Source organism: Burkholderia sp. AU45388 (assembly GCF_030481585.1).
Taxonomy (GTDB): domain Bacteria; phylum Pseudomonadota; class Gammaproteobacteria; order Burkholderiales; family Burkholderiaceae; genus Burkholderia; species Burkholderia sola.
Genome location: NZ_JAUJPV010000025.1, coordinates 23,486 through 37,812, shown reverse-complemented (window position 1 = coordinate 37,812; position 14,327 = coordinate 23,486). Strand labels below are relative to the sequence as shown.

The following is a 14,327-nucleotide window of genomic DNA, read 5'->3' as shown; positions in this document are numbered from 1 at the left end:
CCGAAAGACGAGCCTTAGTGAAGCGCCGCGCCGGCCGGCAGAACGGATTCGCCGGTGTCGATCAGGTCCTCGAGAAAGAAGGGCTCGGTGTTGAGTTCTTTCGACTCACCCGGCACGCCCGCGTACCAGGTCACCATGGCCATGTCGCCCAGGAGGCGCTGGACGATGCCGCGTGCGCCCTTCGGCACCGCGATATGGGTAGTGCAGACAATCGACCCGATATGCATGATGGTTCCCCACTCTTGAATCTTGAAACCCGGCCCGCTGGCGAGCCGGCAAATGCGCGATCCGCGCCGCCCTCGGCGGAGCGTTGCGCGTGATCCCATTGTTCACGGTTTATCGAAGCGCGAAAAGAAGAAGAAGCAGGCGAAGTGCCGCGAATTCGTCGAATGTCTCCAATCAACCACTGCGCCGGACACGCACTTGCCCGCCCGGTTACCCCCATCATACCCTGTCGAATGTGACTGCCCGCCGAAACCGTCGGGCCACGCCGCGCGCACGCGATCGACGCAATACACGTACCGCTTCGCCTCGCCCGTGCGGGATCATCGGAGGATGCCCGTCGCCCCGCCGGCATCGCATCGCGCACGTCGCATGGCGATCGCATTCTTCCGTTCGTCGAATGCTTGCATGCGCGGCGGCCGGCGCACCGGCGTCGGCCTGCATCGACACGACACGATCGCCCGCGATGCGCAGCCGCCGACAGCAGTTGCGCGCGACGGCTGCCTTGCGGTACCTTTGGTTTTCATTCGCGTTCAATCGCATTCCGACACGATGCATCCGCTCACGTCCGCCCTCGCAAAATCCCGGCCGCAGTTCGACTCGCGGCCGCGGGCGTGCGCGCATCCGTCGGTCCTTCCTCCTCCTGTCGCACCGCCGCTCGGCCGCGCTGCGCCGCCCCCGCCGGCGGCACGCGCCGGCTGACTCGCCGGCTTTTCGTTTTCGTCTTCCATTCGCCCCGTTGGCCGCAGGTACGTGCGTCATGACGCACGGCGTGTTGCCGCGCGCGGATGGAACGTTTCGATCCGTTCGACAGGTGGATTCACATGGTTTCGTTCAAACGCGCGCGCGCCGCGCATGGCGCGACGTCGCTCTTCGTGCTGCTGTGGAGCAGCGGCGCGATCTTCGCTGAACTCGGTCTGCGTCACGCATCCGCGTTCGTCTTTCTCACTGCCCGTTTCGCGCTCGCGTCGTTCGTGCTGCTCGCGCTGGCCTTCGTGCGCAAACGCTGGCTGCCGCCGCGCGGCGAGCGGCGCATGGCCGCGCTGACCGGCTTGCTGATGATGGGCGGCTATTCGATCTTCTATCTGCTCGCGCTCGAACGCGGCATCGCGCCCGGCGTGCTCGCGACGATCCTCGGCGTGCAGCCGATCCTCACGCTCGCGATCGTCGAGCGTCGCTGGCAACCGGTGCGCATCGCGGGGCTCGCGCTGTCGCTCGCCGGCCTCGCGCTCGTCGTGGGTCGCGGTGTGAGCGGCGGGACGGGCGGCCTGTCGGCTGCCGGCATCGCGTGCGCGCTCACGGCGCTCGTCGCGCTCACCGTCGGCTCGCTGCTGCAAAAGCGCGTACGCGCGGCGCCCGCCGACGTGCTGCCGCTGCAGAATGCGATCGGCCTCGCGCTGTGCGTCGCGATCGTGCCGTTCCGGCCGGTGTCGTTCGACCTGGGCTGGGCGTTCGTCGTGCCGCTGCTGTGGCTCGGCATCGTGATTTCGGTGATTGCGCAACTGCTGTTCTACCGGTTGATGCAGCGCGGCGATCTCGTCAACGTGACGAGCCTGTTCTATCTCGTGCCCGTCGTCACCACGCTGATGGACGCCGTGTGGCTCGGCAACCGGCCCGAGCCGCTCGCGCTCGCCGGCATGGGCGCGATCATCGCCGGGCTCGCGCTCGTATTCCGCGCGCCGGCCGCCCGTCCGCAACCCGACCGCGCGTGAGCGGGCGGGCCGCCGCGCCCGCGGGTGTGGCGGCCCGCATCGGACACATACGACGATTCCGCGAAAACCGAAAGCAACGGGAAAGATGCGTGCAAGGCGTTCGTCTTGTTTGCCCGAAAAACGCGGGATTCCCGGGGCTTTCCGCTGATTTTTAATGGTTCGGATAGCGAAAAACGCCGCCGGTTGCCTATACTCGAATTGACCGGCCTGCGTACGACGGGCCGGCCCAACTAGAAACACCCGGCATGGGGCCGGGGTGAGCGCATGCGTGCCGACTTCGGCCGATATCCCGAAAGGATGACGCCCAGGCAAGCGCTGAAGCGCCCACTTCGGTCGACACTGGAGACACGCATGACGACCTATTTCACGATCGGCGACTTCATCCTGTTGATTCCGATGGCGCTGGCCGGAGCGCTATTTCTCGGCGCGGTGCCGTGCGCCACGCAATTCCGTCACAACCTGCTGCGCGTACTCGGCGTCATTCTCGGCGTCGGCGTCGCGGTGTTGCTCGTTGAAGGCCTGCCTGCACTGATCTAGCGCCCACCCGCGCGTGCCGCACCTCGCTGCACCGCAGCGAGGCGACGTACCGCATGCGCATGGCCGACACGGCACGCGATGTTTCGCATGCCGTATCGACTTCCGGTCAGATCGCCTGATCCGTGGACGGCTTTTCCCACAGATTGATGCCGCCTTCCGTCGCGTAACGATCGATCTCCGCGAGTTCTTCCGCGGAGAATTCGAGGTTGCTCAACGCACCGACGTTCTCGCGCACCTGCTCCGCCCGGCTCGCGCCGATCAGCGCGGACGTCACGCGGCCATTACGCAACACCCACGCCAGCGCCATCTGCGCGAGGCTCTGCCCGCGCCGCTCGGCGATCGCGTTGAGCTTGCGCACATGCTCGAGGTTGTCCGCGCTCAGGTGGTCCTGCTTCAGCGAGCCGCCGCCCGGCTTGTTCACGCGCGCGTCGGCCGGCACGCCGTTCAGGTACTTCGACGTGAGCAGGCCCTGAGCGAGCGGCGTGAACGCGATGCTCCCCGCGCCGACGTCGTCGAGCGTGCCGAGCAGATCCTCTTCGATCCAGCGGTTCAGCATGTTGTACGACGGCTGGTGAATCAGCAGCGGCACCTTGTATTGCGCGAGCAGCGCGGCCATCTCGCGCGTCTTCGCGGCCGAGTACGACGAAATGCCGATGTAGAGCGCCTTGCCCTGCTGCACGGCCGATGCGAGCGCGCCCGCCGTTTCCTCGAGCGGCGTATGCGCGTCGAAACGGTGCGAGTAGAAGATGTCGACGTAGTCGAGCCCCATCCGTTGCAGGCTCTGGTCGAGGCTCGCGAGCACGTACTTGCGCGATCCGCCGCCGCTGCCGTACGGCCCCGGCCACATGTCCCAGCCGGCCTTCGTCGAGATCAGCAACTCGTCGCGATACGGCCGGAAATCCTCCTTCAGCAGCCGGCCGAAGTTGATTTCGGCGCTGCCGTACGGCGGCCCGTAGTTGTTCGCGAGGTCGAAGTGGTTGATGCCGAGGTCGAACGCGGTGCGCAGGATCTCGCGCTGCGTCGTGATCGGCGTCGAATCGCCGAAGTTGTGCCACAGGCCGAGCGACAGGGCGGGCAGTTTGAGCCCGGATTTGCCGCACGTGCGGTATTGCATGCCGGCATAACGTTCGGAAGCTGCTTCGTAGGCCATGAGTCTGTTCCGTCAGGACATCGGGGGAAGGGACGCGCGCCGGCCGCACCGATGGCGCGACGGCGGCGAAGGAGTCATACGACGACTATGGTAGCGAAACCGGCCGGATCGCGCACGGCGGCACGGCGATGGACGCGACCGCGGCACTCGCCTACACTGCGGCGTCTCGAATCACCGTTTCAGCGAGGTTGGTATGTCCCGGGTCATCTCGGTTGCACTGCTCGTCGGCGGCGTCGTGCTGCTGTATTTCGGCGGCCAGTCGTTCCATTCGATCAACGACAACGTGTCGCGCTTCTTCACCGGCTCGCCCGCGACGAAGACGATCCTGCTGATCGTCGGCGGCGCCGTTGCGTCGTTCGCCGGCCTGATCGGCCTCGCGATGCCGGGCGGCAAACGCTGATCGCGCCGCACGCACCGCTCGCGATTGCATCGGGAGCGGCGCGGTCGACGATCCGGCCTACGGTGGCCGGCTCGTCGTGCCGACATCACGCGCGCGAGCCGGGTTAAACGAAACGGGCGGCCAGGCCGCCCGTCGTTTCATTCGCCCGCGACGCGCCGCATCGCGCGATCGCGGCGGCTTCGCCGGCCGCCGATCGGCCTAGAACTGCACTTCCGGCTTCGACGCCGAGCGCGTGCCGGGCACCGGCCGGTTGCTCGCGCCGTGATACGTATATACGAGCGAGAACTTCACCTGATCGGAACGGTTCTGCCCGGCCGAATGCAGCGTGTTGCTGTGGAAGAACACGACGTCGCCCGTCTGCAGCGACGGGCACATGGCCGCGTCGATCATCTTGCGGTTTTCCGGCAGATCGCTGCGGAAGAATTTCGCGTCGTCGAACGCTTCCGGCCCGAATTCGGCCGTATGCGAACCCGGCACGAGCCACAGCGCGCCGTTCTCGTTGGTCTCCGGCCCGAGCGCGAGCCACACCGACACCATGTCCGGGCGCTCGAACGCCCAGTAGCGGAAATCGCGATGCCAGCCGGTCAGGCTGCCGTACGCCGGGTGCTTCGTCATCATGCAGTTGTGATGCGCGCGCGACAGCACCGGCTCTTCACCGAAATACTCGCGCATCCATGCGCCGATTTCGGGCGCGATCGCGCGCTCGGCGAACGCCGGATCGCGCGAGTACGCATCGAGCAGCCGTCGCACCGTATGCCCGCCCGGCGCGTGCTTCGACTCGGGCGCGCCCGGATAACGCAAGTCGGCCTCGAACTCGATCGGCTCGGCGGCCTCCCGCAACTGGCGCGCCGCGATCTGCCTGAGCGCCGCGCACTGCGCTTCGCCGACGAGGCCGCGCGCGACGACGAAGCCGCGCTCGCGCAATTCCGCGACTTGCGCGCGGATCGATTCCGACTGCAATGGAGACGACATGGGATGCCAGACGTTTATCGTGTGAATGTGACGATTGTAAATCGGCGCCGGATACCGCGAACAGCGCCATTGTCGTGCGCAGGGGCATGCCAATCGCGGATTTGATCCAGCGCAAGGGAACTGTGCGACGCGGCACCTGCCTCAGCGTCAGGCGGTGTGCGGCACACGCCTTGCGGCACAAGGGTTTGTCGCGACTTTTGCCCGTCACGAATCCCCTGTAGCCTGACGCGGCCTGTCAATTCTGGCGGGCGCGGCACGCAACGGGGTTCGGTAAGATCCGTTGCGTCATCCGAGGCCGTTCATACCAGTGCGCTCTGCAGGGCGCCACCCATACAAGCGAAGCATCGTTCACATGCCATTCCGTCTGACTTCCCGTTTCAACCGCGCTGCGAAGCGTGTCGTGCCGTCCGCTCCCGCCCGCTCGCTGCGCCACCACCGCGCACGCACGCAGGCGCTGGCCGAACGTACGCACACGCACAGCCGGCTGGACGGCATCCGTGCGTGGTTCCACGCGTTTTTCTCGATGATGAGCGCGCAGGCGTTCACTCGCCGCGCCGGCCTGCGCTCGCTGCTGCAAAAGCCGTCGTCGCTGCGCGCGCTCGCGCTGCGCCGCAAGCTCGGCCCGCAGCGCCGTATCAACCGCCCGCGCCGCCTCGCGGCCAGCAACGGCTGGTTCGGGTTCGGCGCGCGTTGAGCGAGTACCCGGCGGGCACGGCCCGCGCCGATCGCCGCCGTTACGCCGGCGATCGAAGCGCATAAAAAAACCCCGGCTTGGCCGGGGTTTTTCATTTCGGGCGAACGACGCTTACGCGACGCGTGCCGTCGGCTCCACGCCGGCCGCTTCGGCCAGTGCAAGCGCCTTGTCGGTCGCTTCCCACGAGAATTCCGGCTCTTCGCGGCCGAAGTGGCCGTAAGCTGCCGTCTTCTCGTAGATCGGGCGCAGCAGGTCGAGCATCTTGATGATGCCCTTCGGACGCAGGTCGAAATGCTCGCGCACGAGCTTCGTGATCACCGCATCCGACACGCGGCCCGTGCCGAACGTGTTGACCATCACCGAGGTCGGCTCGGCCACGCCGATCGCGTACGACACCTGGATCAGCGCGCGCGACGCGAGGCCGGCCGCGACGATGTTCTTCGCGACGTAACGGCCGGCATACGCAGCCGAACGGTCGACCTTCGACGGATCCTTGCCCGAGAACGCGCCGCCACCGTGCGGTGCGGCACCGCCGTAGGTATCGACGATGATCTTGCGGCCGGTCAGGCCGCAATCGCCCTGCGGGCCGCCGATCACGAACCGGCCGGTCGGGTTCACGAGGAACTTGATGTCGCCCTTGATCAGGTCGGCCGGCAGCGTCGGCTTGATGATTTCCTCGATCACCGCTTCGCGCAGCGCGGGCAGCTCGATGTCCGGAGCATGCTGCGTCGACAGCACGACGGTGTCGATCGAATCGGGCTTGCCGTCGACGTAGCGGACGGTGACCTGCGACTTCGCGTCCGGACGCAGCCATTGCAGGCGACCGTCGCGGCGCAGGCTGGCCTGACGCTCGACGAGGCGGTGCGACAGGTAGATCGGCAGCGGCATCAGCTCCGGCGTTTCGTCGCACGCATAGCCGAACATCAGGCCCTGGTCGCCCGCGCCTTGATCGAGGTTGTCGTCGTGTGCGCGATCGACGCCCTGCGCGATGTCCGGCGACTGCTTGTCGTACGCGACGAGCACCGCGCACCCCTTGTAGTCGATGCCGTAGTCGGTGTTGTCGTAGCCGATGCGCTTGATCGTATCGCGCGCGATCTGGATGTAGTCGATGTTGGCCGTCGTGGTGATTTCACCGGCCAACACGACGAGACCCGTGTTGCACAGCGTTTCGGCCGCAACGCGGGAGTATTTGTCCTGCTCGAGGATGGCGTCGAGAATCGCGTCCGAGATCTGGTCCGCGACCTTGTCCGGATGGCCTTCGGAGACGGATTCGGACGTGAAGAGATAATCGTTTGCCACTTTTTCAGGCTCCTGTGTGGTTACGGTGGATTTCACGTAGCCAGCTTCGTTGGGCCTGAAGCGGCGACGCTTTAGCGGATTACCAGGACCGGGCAGCGTGTGTCGCGCCAGCCGGCTTCGCCCCGCAAGTTGTCAGTTAACTCGGCGAAGCCCGTATTATAGCGGCTTTCCTGAATTGTCACAGAGCGCCGCCCGTGCTGCATCTTCCGCTGTCTTACCACCCTGTTCGCAACGTGCCGGCCAGCCGGCCTTACGGAGATTCCGCATGCTAGGCCGCCTCGGCACGCACCTCGCCATCGGCTTGCTGAAGCTGCTCGCCGTGCTGCCGTACGGTCTGACCGCACGGTTCGGCGATGGCCTCGGCTGGCTGCTGTATCAGATCCCCAGCCGGCGAAAACGCATCGTACATACGAATCTGAAACTCTGCTTCCCCGACTGGAGCGACGAGCGGCGCGAGGAAGTGGCCGGCCAGCATTTCCGTCATGCGATCCGCAGCTACGTCGAGCGCAGCGTCCAGTGGTTCGGCTCGGAGAAGAAACTCGCGAAGCTGATCCAGGTCGACAGCGCGGTCGATCTCACCGATCCCGACCTGCCGCCGACGCTGTTCCTCGGCCTGCACTTCGTCGGCATCGAGGCCGGTTCGATCTGGCTGAACCGGTCGCTGCAGCGCCGCTGCGGATCGCTGTACCAGCCGTTCTCGAACGCGGTGCTCGAGGAAGAGGCGAAGAAGGCGCGCGGGCGCTTCGATGCCGAGATGGTCGGCCGCGCGGACAGCGCGCGCGTCGTGCTGCGCTGGCTGCGCGACCGCAAGCCGGTGATGCTCGGCGCGGACATGGATTACGGGCTGCGCAACTCGACGTTCGTCCCGTTCTTCGGCGTGCCGGCCTGCACGCTGACGGCCGTCGGCCGGCTCGCGAAGACGGGCCGCGCGCAGGTCGTGCCGTTCATCGGCGAGGTGCTGCCGAACTACAAGGGCTACCGTCTGAAGGTATTCAAGCCGTGGGATCACTACCCGACCGGCGACGACGATCTCGACGCGCGGCGGATGAACGCATTCCTCGAGGAGCAGATTCCGCTGATGCCCGAGCAGTATTACTGGGTGCACAAGCGCTTCAAGACGCGCCCGCCGGGCGAGCCGAGCCTGTACTGACCCTGCCGCGACGTTCGCGGGTGCGCCGTCATGCGCGCCCGCGCCCTCGCCACCTTTGGCGCACCCTTCGCGCGCGCCTGCCCGAGATCGTAGGCCGACTGCTGCGCGAGCCACAGATCGGCCTTTCCCCCGTTTTCCTCGCCGAGCCACGCTTCGAGCCGCAACGCCATTTCCGGCGAGATGCCGGCATGGCCGTGCAGGATTCGCGACAGCGCGGCACGTGTCACGCCGAGCTGCGACGCGGCCTCGGTGACGGTCAGGCCGAGCGCCGGCAGCACGTCGTCGCGCAGCGTTTCGCCCGGATGGGGCGGATTGAAGATGCGGGTCATCGCTTGAATCACCTTAGTGGTAGTCCTGGTAATCGACCAGAACGACGTCGGGGCCCTCGAATCGGAATGTCAGCCGCCAGTTGCCATTGACGCCGACTGCGTAATATCCGTCCAGCCCGCCGACGAGGCCGTGAAAACGCCAGCCGGGCACATTCATGTCGTGCGGTTTGCCCGCGACGTCGAGACGCGCCAGCATGCGCCGCAGCCTGGGCGCATGATCGGGCCGAATGCCCGCCTTGCTCCCGGTGACGAAAAACGCTTCCAGTCCCTTGTGTACCCATGACTTGATCATGGACCTCCCACACTCGAGCGCGACGTCGACAGCATGGCCCGACTGTGTATAGCCAAACTATACGAATCACTTGATTTCCTCGTCAATCTGACCCGTACGAAAACGTTCGTCCGGGTCACCTCATACCTTCGTCCTGTGTTCGGGCACGCATCGCCGGTCCCACCTCCGTTGCGCGCGCTACACCACGCCAATTTGTCCGCTCGCCACGTGCCCGACCAGTCGACCCATCGACATATGCCGCACACCCGGCCCGCAGCCGGGACCCGAAGCACCGTCCCCGCGCAGGACGCCCCTGTCGGCTGCATGTATCATTTGCGGTTGAGATCAGCACGACGAACGAGGCCGCCCGGCATGGCCGCCGGCCGTTCGTGTCGTGCCGACCGCCTTGTTCGCCATGGAATTCCGGACCCAGTGAAACTCTCGTTCACCAAGATGCACGGCGCGGGCAACGACTTCGTCGTGCTCGACGGCTACTCGCGCGCGCTGCCGCCGCTCACCGAAGCGCAGGTGCGCGCACTCGCCAACCGCCACTTCGGCATCGGCGCCGACCAGTTGCTGCTGGTCGAGAAACCCACCACCGACGGCGCGGATTTCAAGTACCGGATCTTCAATTGCGACGGCGGCGAGGTCGAACACTGCGGCAACGGTGCGCGCTGTTTCGTGAAGTTCGTCAGCGACCGCGGCCTGACCGACAAGCGCAGCGTGCGCGTGCAGGTCATGAAGGGCCTGATCACGCTGACGCTGCAGGACAACGGCGAAGTCGTCGTCGACATGGGCGCGCCCGTGTTCGCGCCGGCGCAGGTGCCATTTGATACGGCCGGTCCAGGCGCGACGAGCCTCGACGGCCGCAACGAAGGCAACGACACGCTGTGGCCGCTCGACGTCGGCGGCGCGACGCGCTGGATCTCGACGGTGTCGATGGGCAACCCGCACGCGGTGCAGGTCGTCGACGATGTCGAAGCGTATCCGGTGCTGGAAGAAGGCCCGCTGATCGAGCGCCACGCGCGCTTCCCGCAGCGCGTGAACGCCGGCTTCATGCAGATCGTGTCGCGCAACGAAGTGAAGCTGCGCGTGTACGAACGCGGCGCGGGCGAGACGCTCGCGTGCGGCACCGGCGCGTGCGCGGCGGTCGCGGCCGGCATCCGGCGCGGCCTGCTCGATTCGCCCGTGACCGTGCACACCCACGGCGGCACGCTGACGATCGGCTGGGACGGCGCGCGCGACGAAGCCGCCGCGCTGATGATGGCCGGCCCCGCCACGACCGTGTTCGAAGGCGAGATCGACCTGAACGCCTGACCCTGCAACGTCCTTGATAACTGAACGCTCCAGCCACATGAACGATCGCGAAGTCGCCGACTATCTGCTCGCCAATCCCGAATTCTTCGCGCAGCACGCCGAGCTGCTCGCGACGATCCGTCTCGCGAATCCGCACGGCAAGGCCGCGATCTCGCTGCAGGAGCGGCAGATGGAGATGCTGCGCGACAAGAACAAGCATCTCGAGCGCCGGCTCGCCGAACTGGTGCGCTACGGCCACGAGAACGACAGCCTGTCCGCGAAGTTCAGCCGCTGGACCGCGCGCGTGATCGCGGAGCGCGATCCGTACGCGCTGCCGCGCACGATCGCCGACGGCATCGCCGACGTGTTCGACGTGCCGCAGACGGCGCTGCGCGTGTGGGACGTGGCCGACACCTACGCGCAGGCCGATTTCGCCCGCCAGGTCGGCGAGGAAGTGCGCCTGTTCACGAACGGCCTGTCGACGCCGTACTGCGGCGCGAACACGGGCTTCGAGGCCGCCCAGTGGCTCGCCCCCGCGCTCGCCGCCCCGGCCGCGAGCGCGGCGGAAGGCGCCGAAGCCGCGCCGGCCGGCGACGCCGCGGCCGCATCGGTCGCGCTGCTCGCGCTGCGCGCGCCGCTCGCCGGCAACGACGCGCCCGCGTTCGGCCTGCTCGTGCTCGGCTCGCCCGATCCGCGCCGCTTCCACGACGGGATGGCCACCGACTTCCTCGCGCGGATCGCGACGCTCGCGAGCGCCGCGCTCACGCGCCTGCTGCCGCACTGATCCGCCGCACGCGATGACCGACGATCCGATCGCCGCCTACCTGTCGAACCTGAAGCACGTCAGGCAACTGTCGGAACACACGCTGCGCGCGTACACGCACGAACTCGACGAACTGAAGAAGCTCGCGGCCGGCCGGCCGCTCGACGCATTGACCGCCGCCGACATGCGCGGCGCGGTCGTGCGCGCGCACGCGGCCGGGCTGTCCGCGCGCTCGATCTCGCACCGGCTTTCCGCATGGCGCGCGTTCTATCGCTGGTTCGCGCAGCGCGTCGAGATGCCCGCGAACCCCGTCGCCGGGGTACGCGCGCCCAAGCGCGAGAAATCGCTGCCCAAGGCGCTGTCGGTCGACGATGCGGTCACGCTCATGGACACGCCGCTGCCCGACACGACCGAAGGTATCCGCGACCACGCGATCCTCGAGCTGTTCTATTCGTCGGGGCTGCGCCTCGCCGAACTGGTCGGGCTCGACGTCCGGTACACGCAGGCCGACGGCTATCGCTCGGCCGGCTGGCTCGATCTCGCCGAAGCCGAGGTCACCGTGCGCGGCAAGGGCAACAAGGAGCGCAAGGTGCCGGTCGGCCGCAAGGCAATCGACGCGCTGAACGCATGGCTCGCGGTGCGCGATCAATTCGTGAAGCACGATCCGCATCCGCTGTTCGTGTCGGTGCGCGGCAACCGGATGTCGCCGGGCGTCGTGCGCGAGCGCGTGAAGCGCGCGGCGCTCGCCGCCGGCATCCCCGCCAACGTCCACCCGCACGTGTTGCGCCACTCGTTCGCGACGCACGTGCTGCAGTCGAGCGGCGACCTGCGCGCGGTGCAGGAACTGCTCGGCCACGCGAGCGTCGCCGCGACGCAGATCTACACGTCGCTCGACTTCCAGCATCTCGCGAAGATTTACGACAGCGCGCATCCGCGCGCGAAGAAGCGCGACTGACGCGCGTCCCGTGTTATCCGCCGCGCGCGGCTCCCCCTTTCGATCTCATCATGCAAACCGTCACCCTCAAGCCGTCCAAGGAAAAATCGCTGCTGCGCCGCCATCCGTGGATCTACGCCAATGCGATCGACCGCGTCGACGGCAAGCCCGCGCCCGGCGCGACCGTGCTCGTGCGCGCGCACGACGGCCGCTTCCTCGCGCGCGGCGCGTACAGCCCGCAGTCGCAGATCCGCGTGCGGGCGTGGAGCTTCGACGAGCACGAGCCGATCGACCACGCGTTCTTCAAGCGCCGCGTGCAGCGCGCGGTCGCGCACCGCACGACGATGGTGTCGGGCACGGGCGCGGTGCGGCTCGTGTTCGGTGAAGCCGACGGGCTGCCGGGGCTGATCGTCGACTACTACGTCGCGGACACCGCCGAAGCCGGCGCGGCGCCGCGCGGCCAGCTCGTCTGCCAGTTCATGGCCGCGGGCGTCGAAGCGTGGAAGGACGCGATCGTCGCGGCGCTCACCGGCGCGACCGGCTGCCCGAACGTGTACGAGCGCTCGGACGTGTCGATCCGCGACAAGGAAGGGCTCGAACAGACGACCGGCGTGCTGGCCGGCGACGCGCCGCCCGCGACGCTGATCGCGAACGAAAACGGCGTGCGCTATCACGTCGACGTGCCCAACGGCCACAAGACGGGCTTCTACGTCGACCAGCGCGACAACCGCGCGCTCGTCGCGCAGTACGCGGCCGACCGCGACGTGCTGAACTGCTTCTGCTACACGGGCGGCTTCTCGCTCGCGGCGCTCAAGGGCGGCGCGAAACGCGTGGTGTCGATCGATTCGTCGGGCGATGCGCTCGCGCTTGCGCAGCAGAACGTCGCGGCCAACGGCTTCGACGCCGAACGCGCGACCTGGCTCGACGCCGATGCGTTCAAGACGCTGCGCCGCCTCGTCGACGAAGGCGAGCGTTTCGACCTGATCGTGCTCGATCCGCCGAAGTTCGCGCCGACACGCGACAGCGTCGATCGCGCGGCGCGCGCGTACAAGGACATCAACCTGAGCGGCTTCAAGCTGCTGCGCCCGGGCGGACTGCTGTTCACGTACTCGTGCTCGGGCGCGATCGACATGGACCTGTTCCAGAAGATCGTCGCGGGCGCCGCCGCGGACGCGAAGGTCGACGCGCGCATCCTGAAACGGCTCGGCGCGGGCGTCGATCATCCGCTGCTCGCCGCGTTCCCGGAAGGCGAATATCTGAAGGGCCTGCTGTTGCAAATCGTCTGACCGCCCCGATCTTGGCGCGTGACCGTCCGTCGGCCGCGGCCTGGCGCCCGGCGGATCCGCGCTCCCGCCTGTCGTTCGGACGACGGGCGAGGGCTTGACAGGTATGTTTCAATGGATGGTTGTGCGCCCCGGCTCGCAGCGCGAGGGCGCGACGCACATCCTCGTTTTGACCCCGATTCACGAACCACAGGCGACCGACATGGCCACTCCCGTCACCATCCTTACCGGCTTCCTCGGCAGCGGCAAGACGACGCTGCTCAAGCGCATCCTGAACGAACAGCACGGCATGAAGATCGCCGTGATCGAGAACGAGTTCGGCGAAGAGAACATCGACAACGAAATCCTCGTGCAGGATTCGAACGAGCAGATCATCCAGATGAGCAACGGCTGCATCTGCTGCACGATCCGCGGCGACCTCGCCCGCGCGCTCGGCGATCTGGCCGCGAAGAAGCGCGAAGGCAAGCTCGATTTCGACCGCATCGTGATCGAGACGACCGGCCTCGCGAACCCCGGCCCCGTCGCGCAAACTTTCTTCATCGACAGCGAGATCGCCGACGATTTCCTGCTCGACGCGGTCATCACGCTGGTCGACGCGAAGCACGCGAACGCGCAGCTCGACGAACACGAAGTGGTGCAGCGCCAGGTGGGCTTCGCCGATCGCCTGTTCATCACGAAGTCGGACCTGGTCGACGACCAGACCGTCGCGGGCCTCAAGCACCGCCTGATGCACATGAACCCGAAGGCCGTGATCAAGCTCGTGAATTTCGGCGAAGCGGACATCAAGGAAATCTTCGACCTGCGCGGCTTCAACCTGAACGCGAAGCTCGAGATCGATCCCGATTTCCTCGCCGAGGACGATCACGCGCACGACCACCACGATCACGGCCATGACCATGATCACGCGAATTGCGACCACGATCACGGCCAATGCGCGCACGATCACGACCACGGCCACCACAACCACCACCACGCGCACCACGACGACAAGATCAAGTCGTTCGTGTACCGCAACGACCGCCCGTTCGACCCGAACAAGCTGGAAGACTTCCTCGGCGGCATCCTGCAGATCTACGGCGAGCGGATGCTGCGCTACAAGGGCGTGCTGTACATGAAGGGCGTCGACCGCAAGGTCGTGTTCCAGGGCGTGCACCAGATGATGGGCAGCGACCTCGCGGCGAAGTGGCTGCCGGTCGAGAAGAAGACCAACAAGATGGTGTTCATCGGCGTCGACCTGCCGCAGGACCTGATCACCGACGGCCTCGACGCCTGCCTCGCCTGACCCGCGCGGGCGCCCGCCGCGCCCCGCTGCCCG

At 67.0% G+C, this 14,327-nt stretch carries 17 protein-coding genes; 11 read left to right on the top strand and 6 right to left on the bottom strand.

Annotation, left to right across the window (positions count from 1 at the left end; translation table 11 throughout):
• Positions 1-14 precede the first annotated feature (14 nt).
• Positions 15-227, bottom strand: coding sequence for a hypothetical protein (locus tag QZM72_RS29475; RefSeq protein WP_089468712.1), 213 nt, complete (start codon positions 225-227; stop codon positions 15-17).
• Between the two features lie 367 nt (positions 228-594).
• On the opposite strand from QZM72_RS29475, the gene QZM72_RS29470 reads away from it, so the two are divergent.
• The 3 genes from QZM72_RS29470 (at position 595) to QZM72_RS29460 (ending at position 2,471) form a co-directional block, all read left to right on the top strand.
• Complete coding sequence (locus tag QZM72_RS29470; RefSeq protein ID WP_301739824.1) at positions 595-924, top strand: hypothetical protein; 330 nt, start codon at positions 595-597, stop codon at positions 922-924.
• A 122-nt stretch (positions 925-1,046) separates the two neighbouring features.
• Positions 1,047-1,934: a DMT family transporter gene (locus QZM72_RS29465; protein ID WP_301739823.1), complete on the top strand. Its 888-nt coding sequence runs from the start codon at positions 1,047-1,049 to the stop codon at positions 1,932-1,934.
• Between the two features lie 351 nt (positions 1,935-2,285).
• Positions 2,286-2,471, top strand: coding sequence for a hypothetical protein (locus QZM72_RS29460; RefSeq protein ID WP_006482800.1), 186 nt, complete (start codon positions 2,286-2,288; stop codon positions 2,469-2,471).
• A gap of 106 nt (positions 2,472-2,577) precedes the next feature.
• Here QZM72_RS29460 and mgrA read toward each other — a convergent pair whose 3' ends face one another.
• Positions 2,578-3,621, bottom strand: coding sequence for an L-glyceraldehyde 3-phosphate reductase (mgrA, locus tag QZM72_RS29455; protein WP_089468714.1), 1,044 nt, complete (start codon positions 3,619-3,621; stop codon positions 2,578-2,580).
• 193 nt (positions 3,622-3,814) lie between these two features.
• Between mgrA and QZM72_RS29450 the strand changes: the two genes are divergently transcribed.
• Positions 3,815-4,021, top strand: coding sequence for a DUF3185 family protein (locus QZM72_RS29450; RefSeq protein ID WP_152860788.1), 207 nt, complete (start codon positions 3,815-3,817; stop codon positions 4,019-4,021).
• 198 nt (positions 4,022-4,219) lie between these two features.
• Here QZM72_RS29450 and QZM72_RS29445 read toward each other — a convergent pair whose 3' ends face one another.
• On the bottom strand, positions 4,220-4,993 hold the full coding sequence (locus tag QZM72_RS29445) for a phytanoyl-CoA dioxygenase family protein (protein ID WP_301739822.1): 774 nt from the start codon (positions 4,991-4,993) through the stop codon (positions 4,220-4,222).
• A 352-nt stretch (positions 4,994-5,345) separates the two neighbouring features.
• On the opposite strand from QZM72_RS29445, the gene QZM72_RS29440 reads away from it, so the two are divergent.
• Complete coding sequence (locus QZM72_RS29440; protein ID WP_301739821.1) at positions 5,346-5,687, top strand: hypothetical protein; 342 nt, start codon at positions 5,346-5,348, stop codon at positions 5,685-5,687.
• Positions 5,688-5,798: 111 nt separating this feature from the next.
• Here QZM72_RS29440 and metK read toward each other — a convergent pair whose 3' ends face one another.
• Positions 5,799-6,986, bottom strand: coding sequence for a methionine adenosyltransferase (gene metK / locus QZM72_RS29435; RefSeq protein WP_006482984.1), 1,188 nt, complete (start codon positions 6,984-6,986; stop codon positions 5,799-5,801).
• Positions 6,987-7,251: 265 nt separating this feature from the next.
• On the opposite strand from metK, the gene lpxL reads away from it, so the two are divergent.
• Positions 7,252-8,136 (top strand): lauroyl acyltransferase LpxL, encoded by an 885-nt coding sequence (lpxL, locus tag QZM72_RS29430; RefSeq protein ID WP_089468718.1) that lies wholly within the window; start codon positions 7,252-7,254, stop codon positions 8,134-8,136.
• Here lpxL and QZM72_RS29425 read toward each other — a convergent pair.
• Positions 8,079-8,465 carry a HigA family addiction module antitoxin gene (locus tag QZM72_RS29425; protein WP_301739820.1) on the bottom strand — a complete coding sequence of 129 codons (387 nt, stop codon included), beginning with the start codon at positions 8,463-8,465 and terminating at the stop codon, positions 8,079-8,081. The two genes, lpxL and QZM72_RS29425, sit on opposite strands and share 58 nt — an antisense overlap.
• A gap of 13 nt (positions 8,466-8,478) precedes the next feature.
• On the bottom strand, positions 8,479-8,757 hold the full coding sequence (locus QZM72_RS29420) for a type II toxin-antitoxin system RelE/ParE family toxin (protein WP_226211800.1): 279 nt from the start codon (positions 8,755-8,757) through the stop codon (positions 8,479-8,481).
• A gap of 351 nt (positions 8,758-9,108) precedes the next feature.
• Here QZM72_RS29420 and dapF point away from each other — a divergent pair, with 351 nt between their 5' ends.
• The 5 genes from dapF (at position 9,109) to QZM72_RS29395 (ending at position 14,294) form a co-directional block, all read left to right on the top strand.
• Positions 9,109-10,053 carry a diaminopimelate epimerase gene (gene dapF, locus QZM72_RS29415; RefSeq protein WP_301739819.1) on the top strand — a complete coding sequence of 315 codons (945 nt, stop codon included), beginning with the start codon at positions 9,109-9,111 and terminating at the stop codon, positions 10,051-10,053.
• A 37-nt stretch (positions 10,054-10,090) separates the two neighbouring features.
• Entirely contained in the window at positions 10,091-10,816 is a 726-nt protein-coding gene (locus tag QZM72_RS29410) for a DUF484 family protein (RefSeq protein WP_301739818.1), read from the top strand.
• Positions 10,817-10,829: 13 nt separating this feature from the next.
• Positions 10,830-11,750, top strand: a complete 921-nt coding sequence (xerC, locus tag QZM72_RS29405; protein WP_301739817.1) for a tyrosine recombinase XerC — start codon at positions 10,830-10,832, stop codon at positions 11,748-11,750.
• 50 nt (positions 11,751-11,800) lie between these two features.
• The gene (locus QZM72_RS29400) at positions 11,801-13,015 is read left to right on the top strand and encodes a class I SAM-dependent rRNA methyltransferase (protein ID WP_301739816.1); all 1,215 of its coding nucleotides are present in this window, start codon (positions 11,801-11,803) and stop codon (positions 13,013-13,015) included.
• Positions 13,016-13,118: 103 nt separating this feature from the next.
• Complete coding sequence (locus QZM72_RS29395) at positions 13,119-14,294, top strand: GTP-binding protein (RefSeq protein WP_301739857.1); 1,176 nt, start codon at positions 13,119-13,121, stop codon at positions 14,292-14,294.
• Positions 14,295-14,327: the final 33 nt, after the last annotated feature.

Coding starts and splice junctions, on each gene's coding strand:
- mgrA (WP_089468714.1), bottom strand. CDS start 3,621: ATGGCCTACGAAGCAGCTTCCGAACGTTATGCCGGCATGCAATACCGC.
- lpxL (WP_089468718.1), top strand. CDS start 7,252: ATGCTAGGCCGCCTCGGCACGCACCTCGCCATCGGCTTGCTGAAGCTG.
- dapF (WP_301739819.1), top strand. CDS start 9,109: ATGGCCGCCGGCCGTTCGTGTCGTGCCGACCGCCTTGTTCGCCATGGA.
- QZM72_RS29460 (WP_006482800.1), top strand. CDS start 2,286: ATGACGACCTATTTCACGATCGGCGACTTCATCCTGTTGATTCCGATG.
- QZM72_RS29440 (WP_301739821.1), top strand. CDS start 5,346: ATGCCATTCCGTCTGACTTCCCGTTTCAACCGCGCTGCGAAGCGTGTC.
- QZM72_RS29410 (WP_301739818.1), top strand. CDS start 10,091: ATGAACGATCGCGAAGTCGCCGACTATCTGCTCGCCAATCCCGAATTC.
- QZM72_RS29465 (WP_301739823.1), top strand. CDS start 1,047: ATGGTTTCGTTCAAACGCGCGCGCGCCGCGCATGGCGCGACGTCGCTC.
- QZM72_RS29425 (WP_301739820.1), bottom strand. CDS start 8,465: ATGACCCGCATCTTCAATCCGCCCCATCCGGGCGAAACGCTGCGCGAC.
- QZM72_RS29470 (WP_301739824.1), top strand. CDS start 595: ATGGCGATCGCATTCTTCCGTTCGTCGAATGCTTGCATGCGCGGCGGC.
- xerC (WP_301739817.1), top strand. CDS start 10,830: ATGACCGACGATCCGATCGCCGCCTACCTGTCGAACCTGAAGCACGTC.
- QZM72_RS29475 (WP_089468712.1), bottom strand. CDS start 227: ATGCATATCGGGTCGATTGTCTGCACTACCCATATCGCGGTGCCGAAG.
- QZM72_RS29395 (WP_301739857.1), top strand. CDS start 13,119: ATGTTTCAATGGATGGTTGTGCGCCCCGGCTCGCAGCGCGAGGGCGCG.
- QZM72_RS29445 (WP_301739822.1), bottom strand. CDS start 4,993: ATGTCGTCTCCATTGCAGTCGGAATCGATCCGCGCGCAAGTCGCGGAA.
- QZM72_RS29420 (WP_226211800.1), bottom strand. CDS start 8,757: ATGATCAAGTCATGGGTACACAAGGGACTGGAAGCGTTTTTCGTCACC.
- QZM72_RS29450 (WP_152860788.1), top strand. CDS start 3,815: ATGTCCCGGGTCATCTCGGTTGCACTGCTCGTCGGCGGCGTCGTGCTG.
- QZM72_RS29400 (WP_301739816.1), top strand. CDS start 11,801: ATGCAAACCGTCACCCTCAAGCCGTCCAAGGAAAAATCGCTGCTGCGC.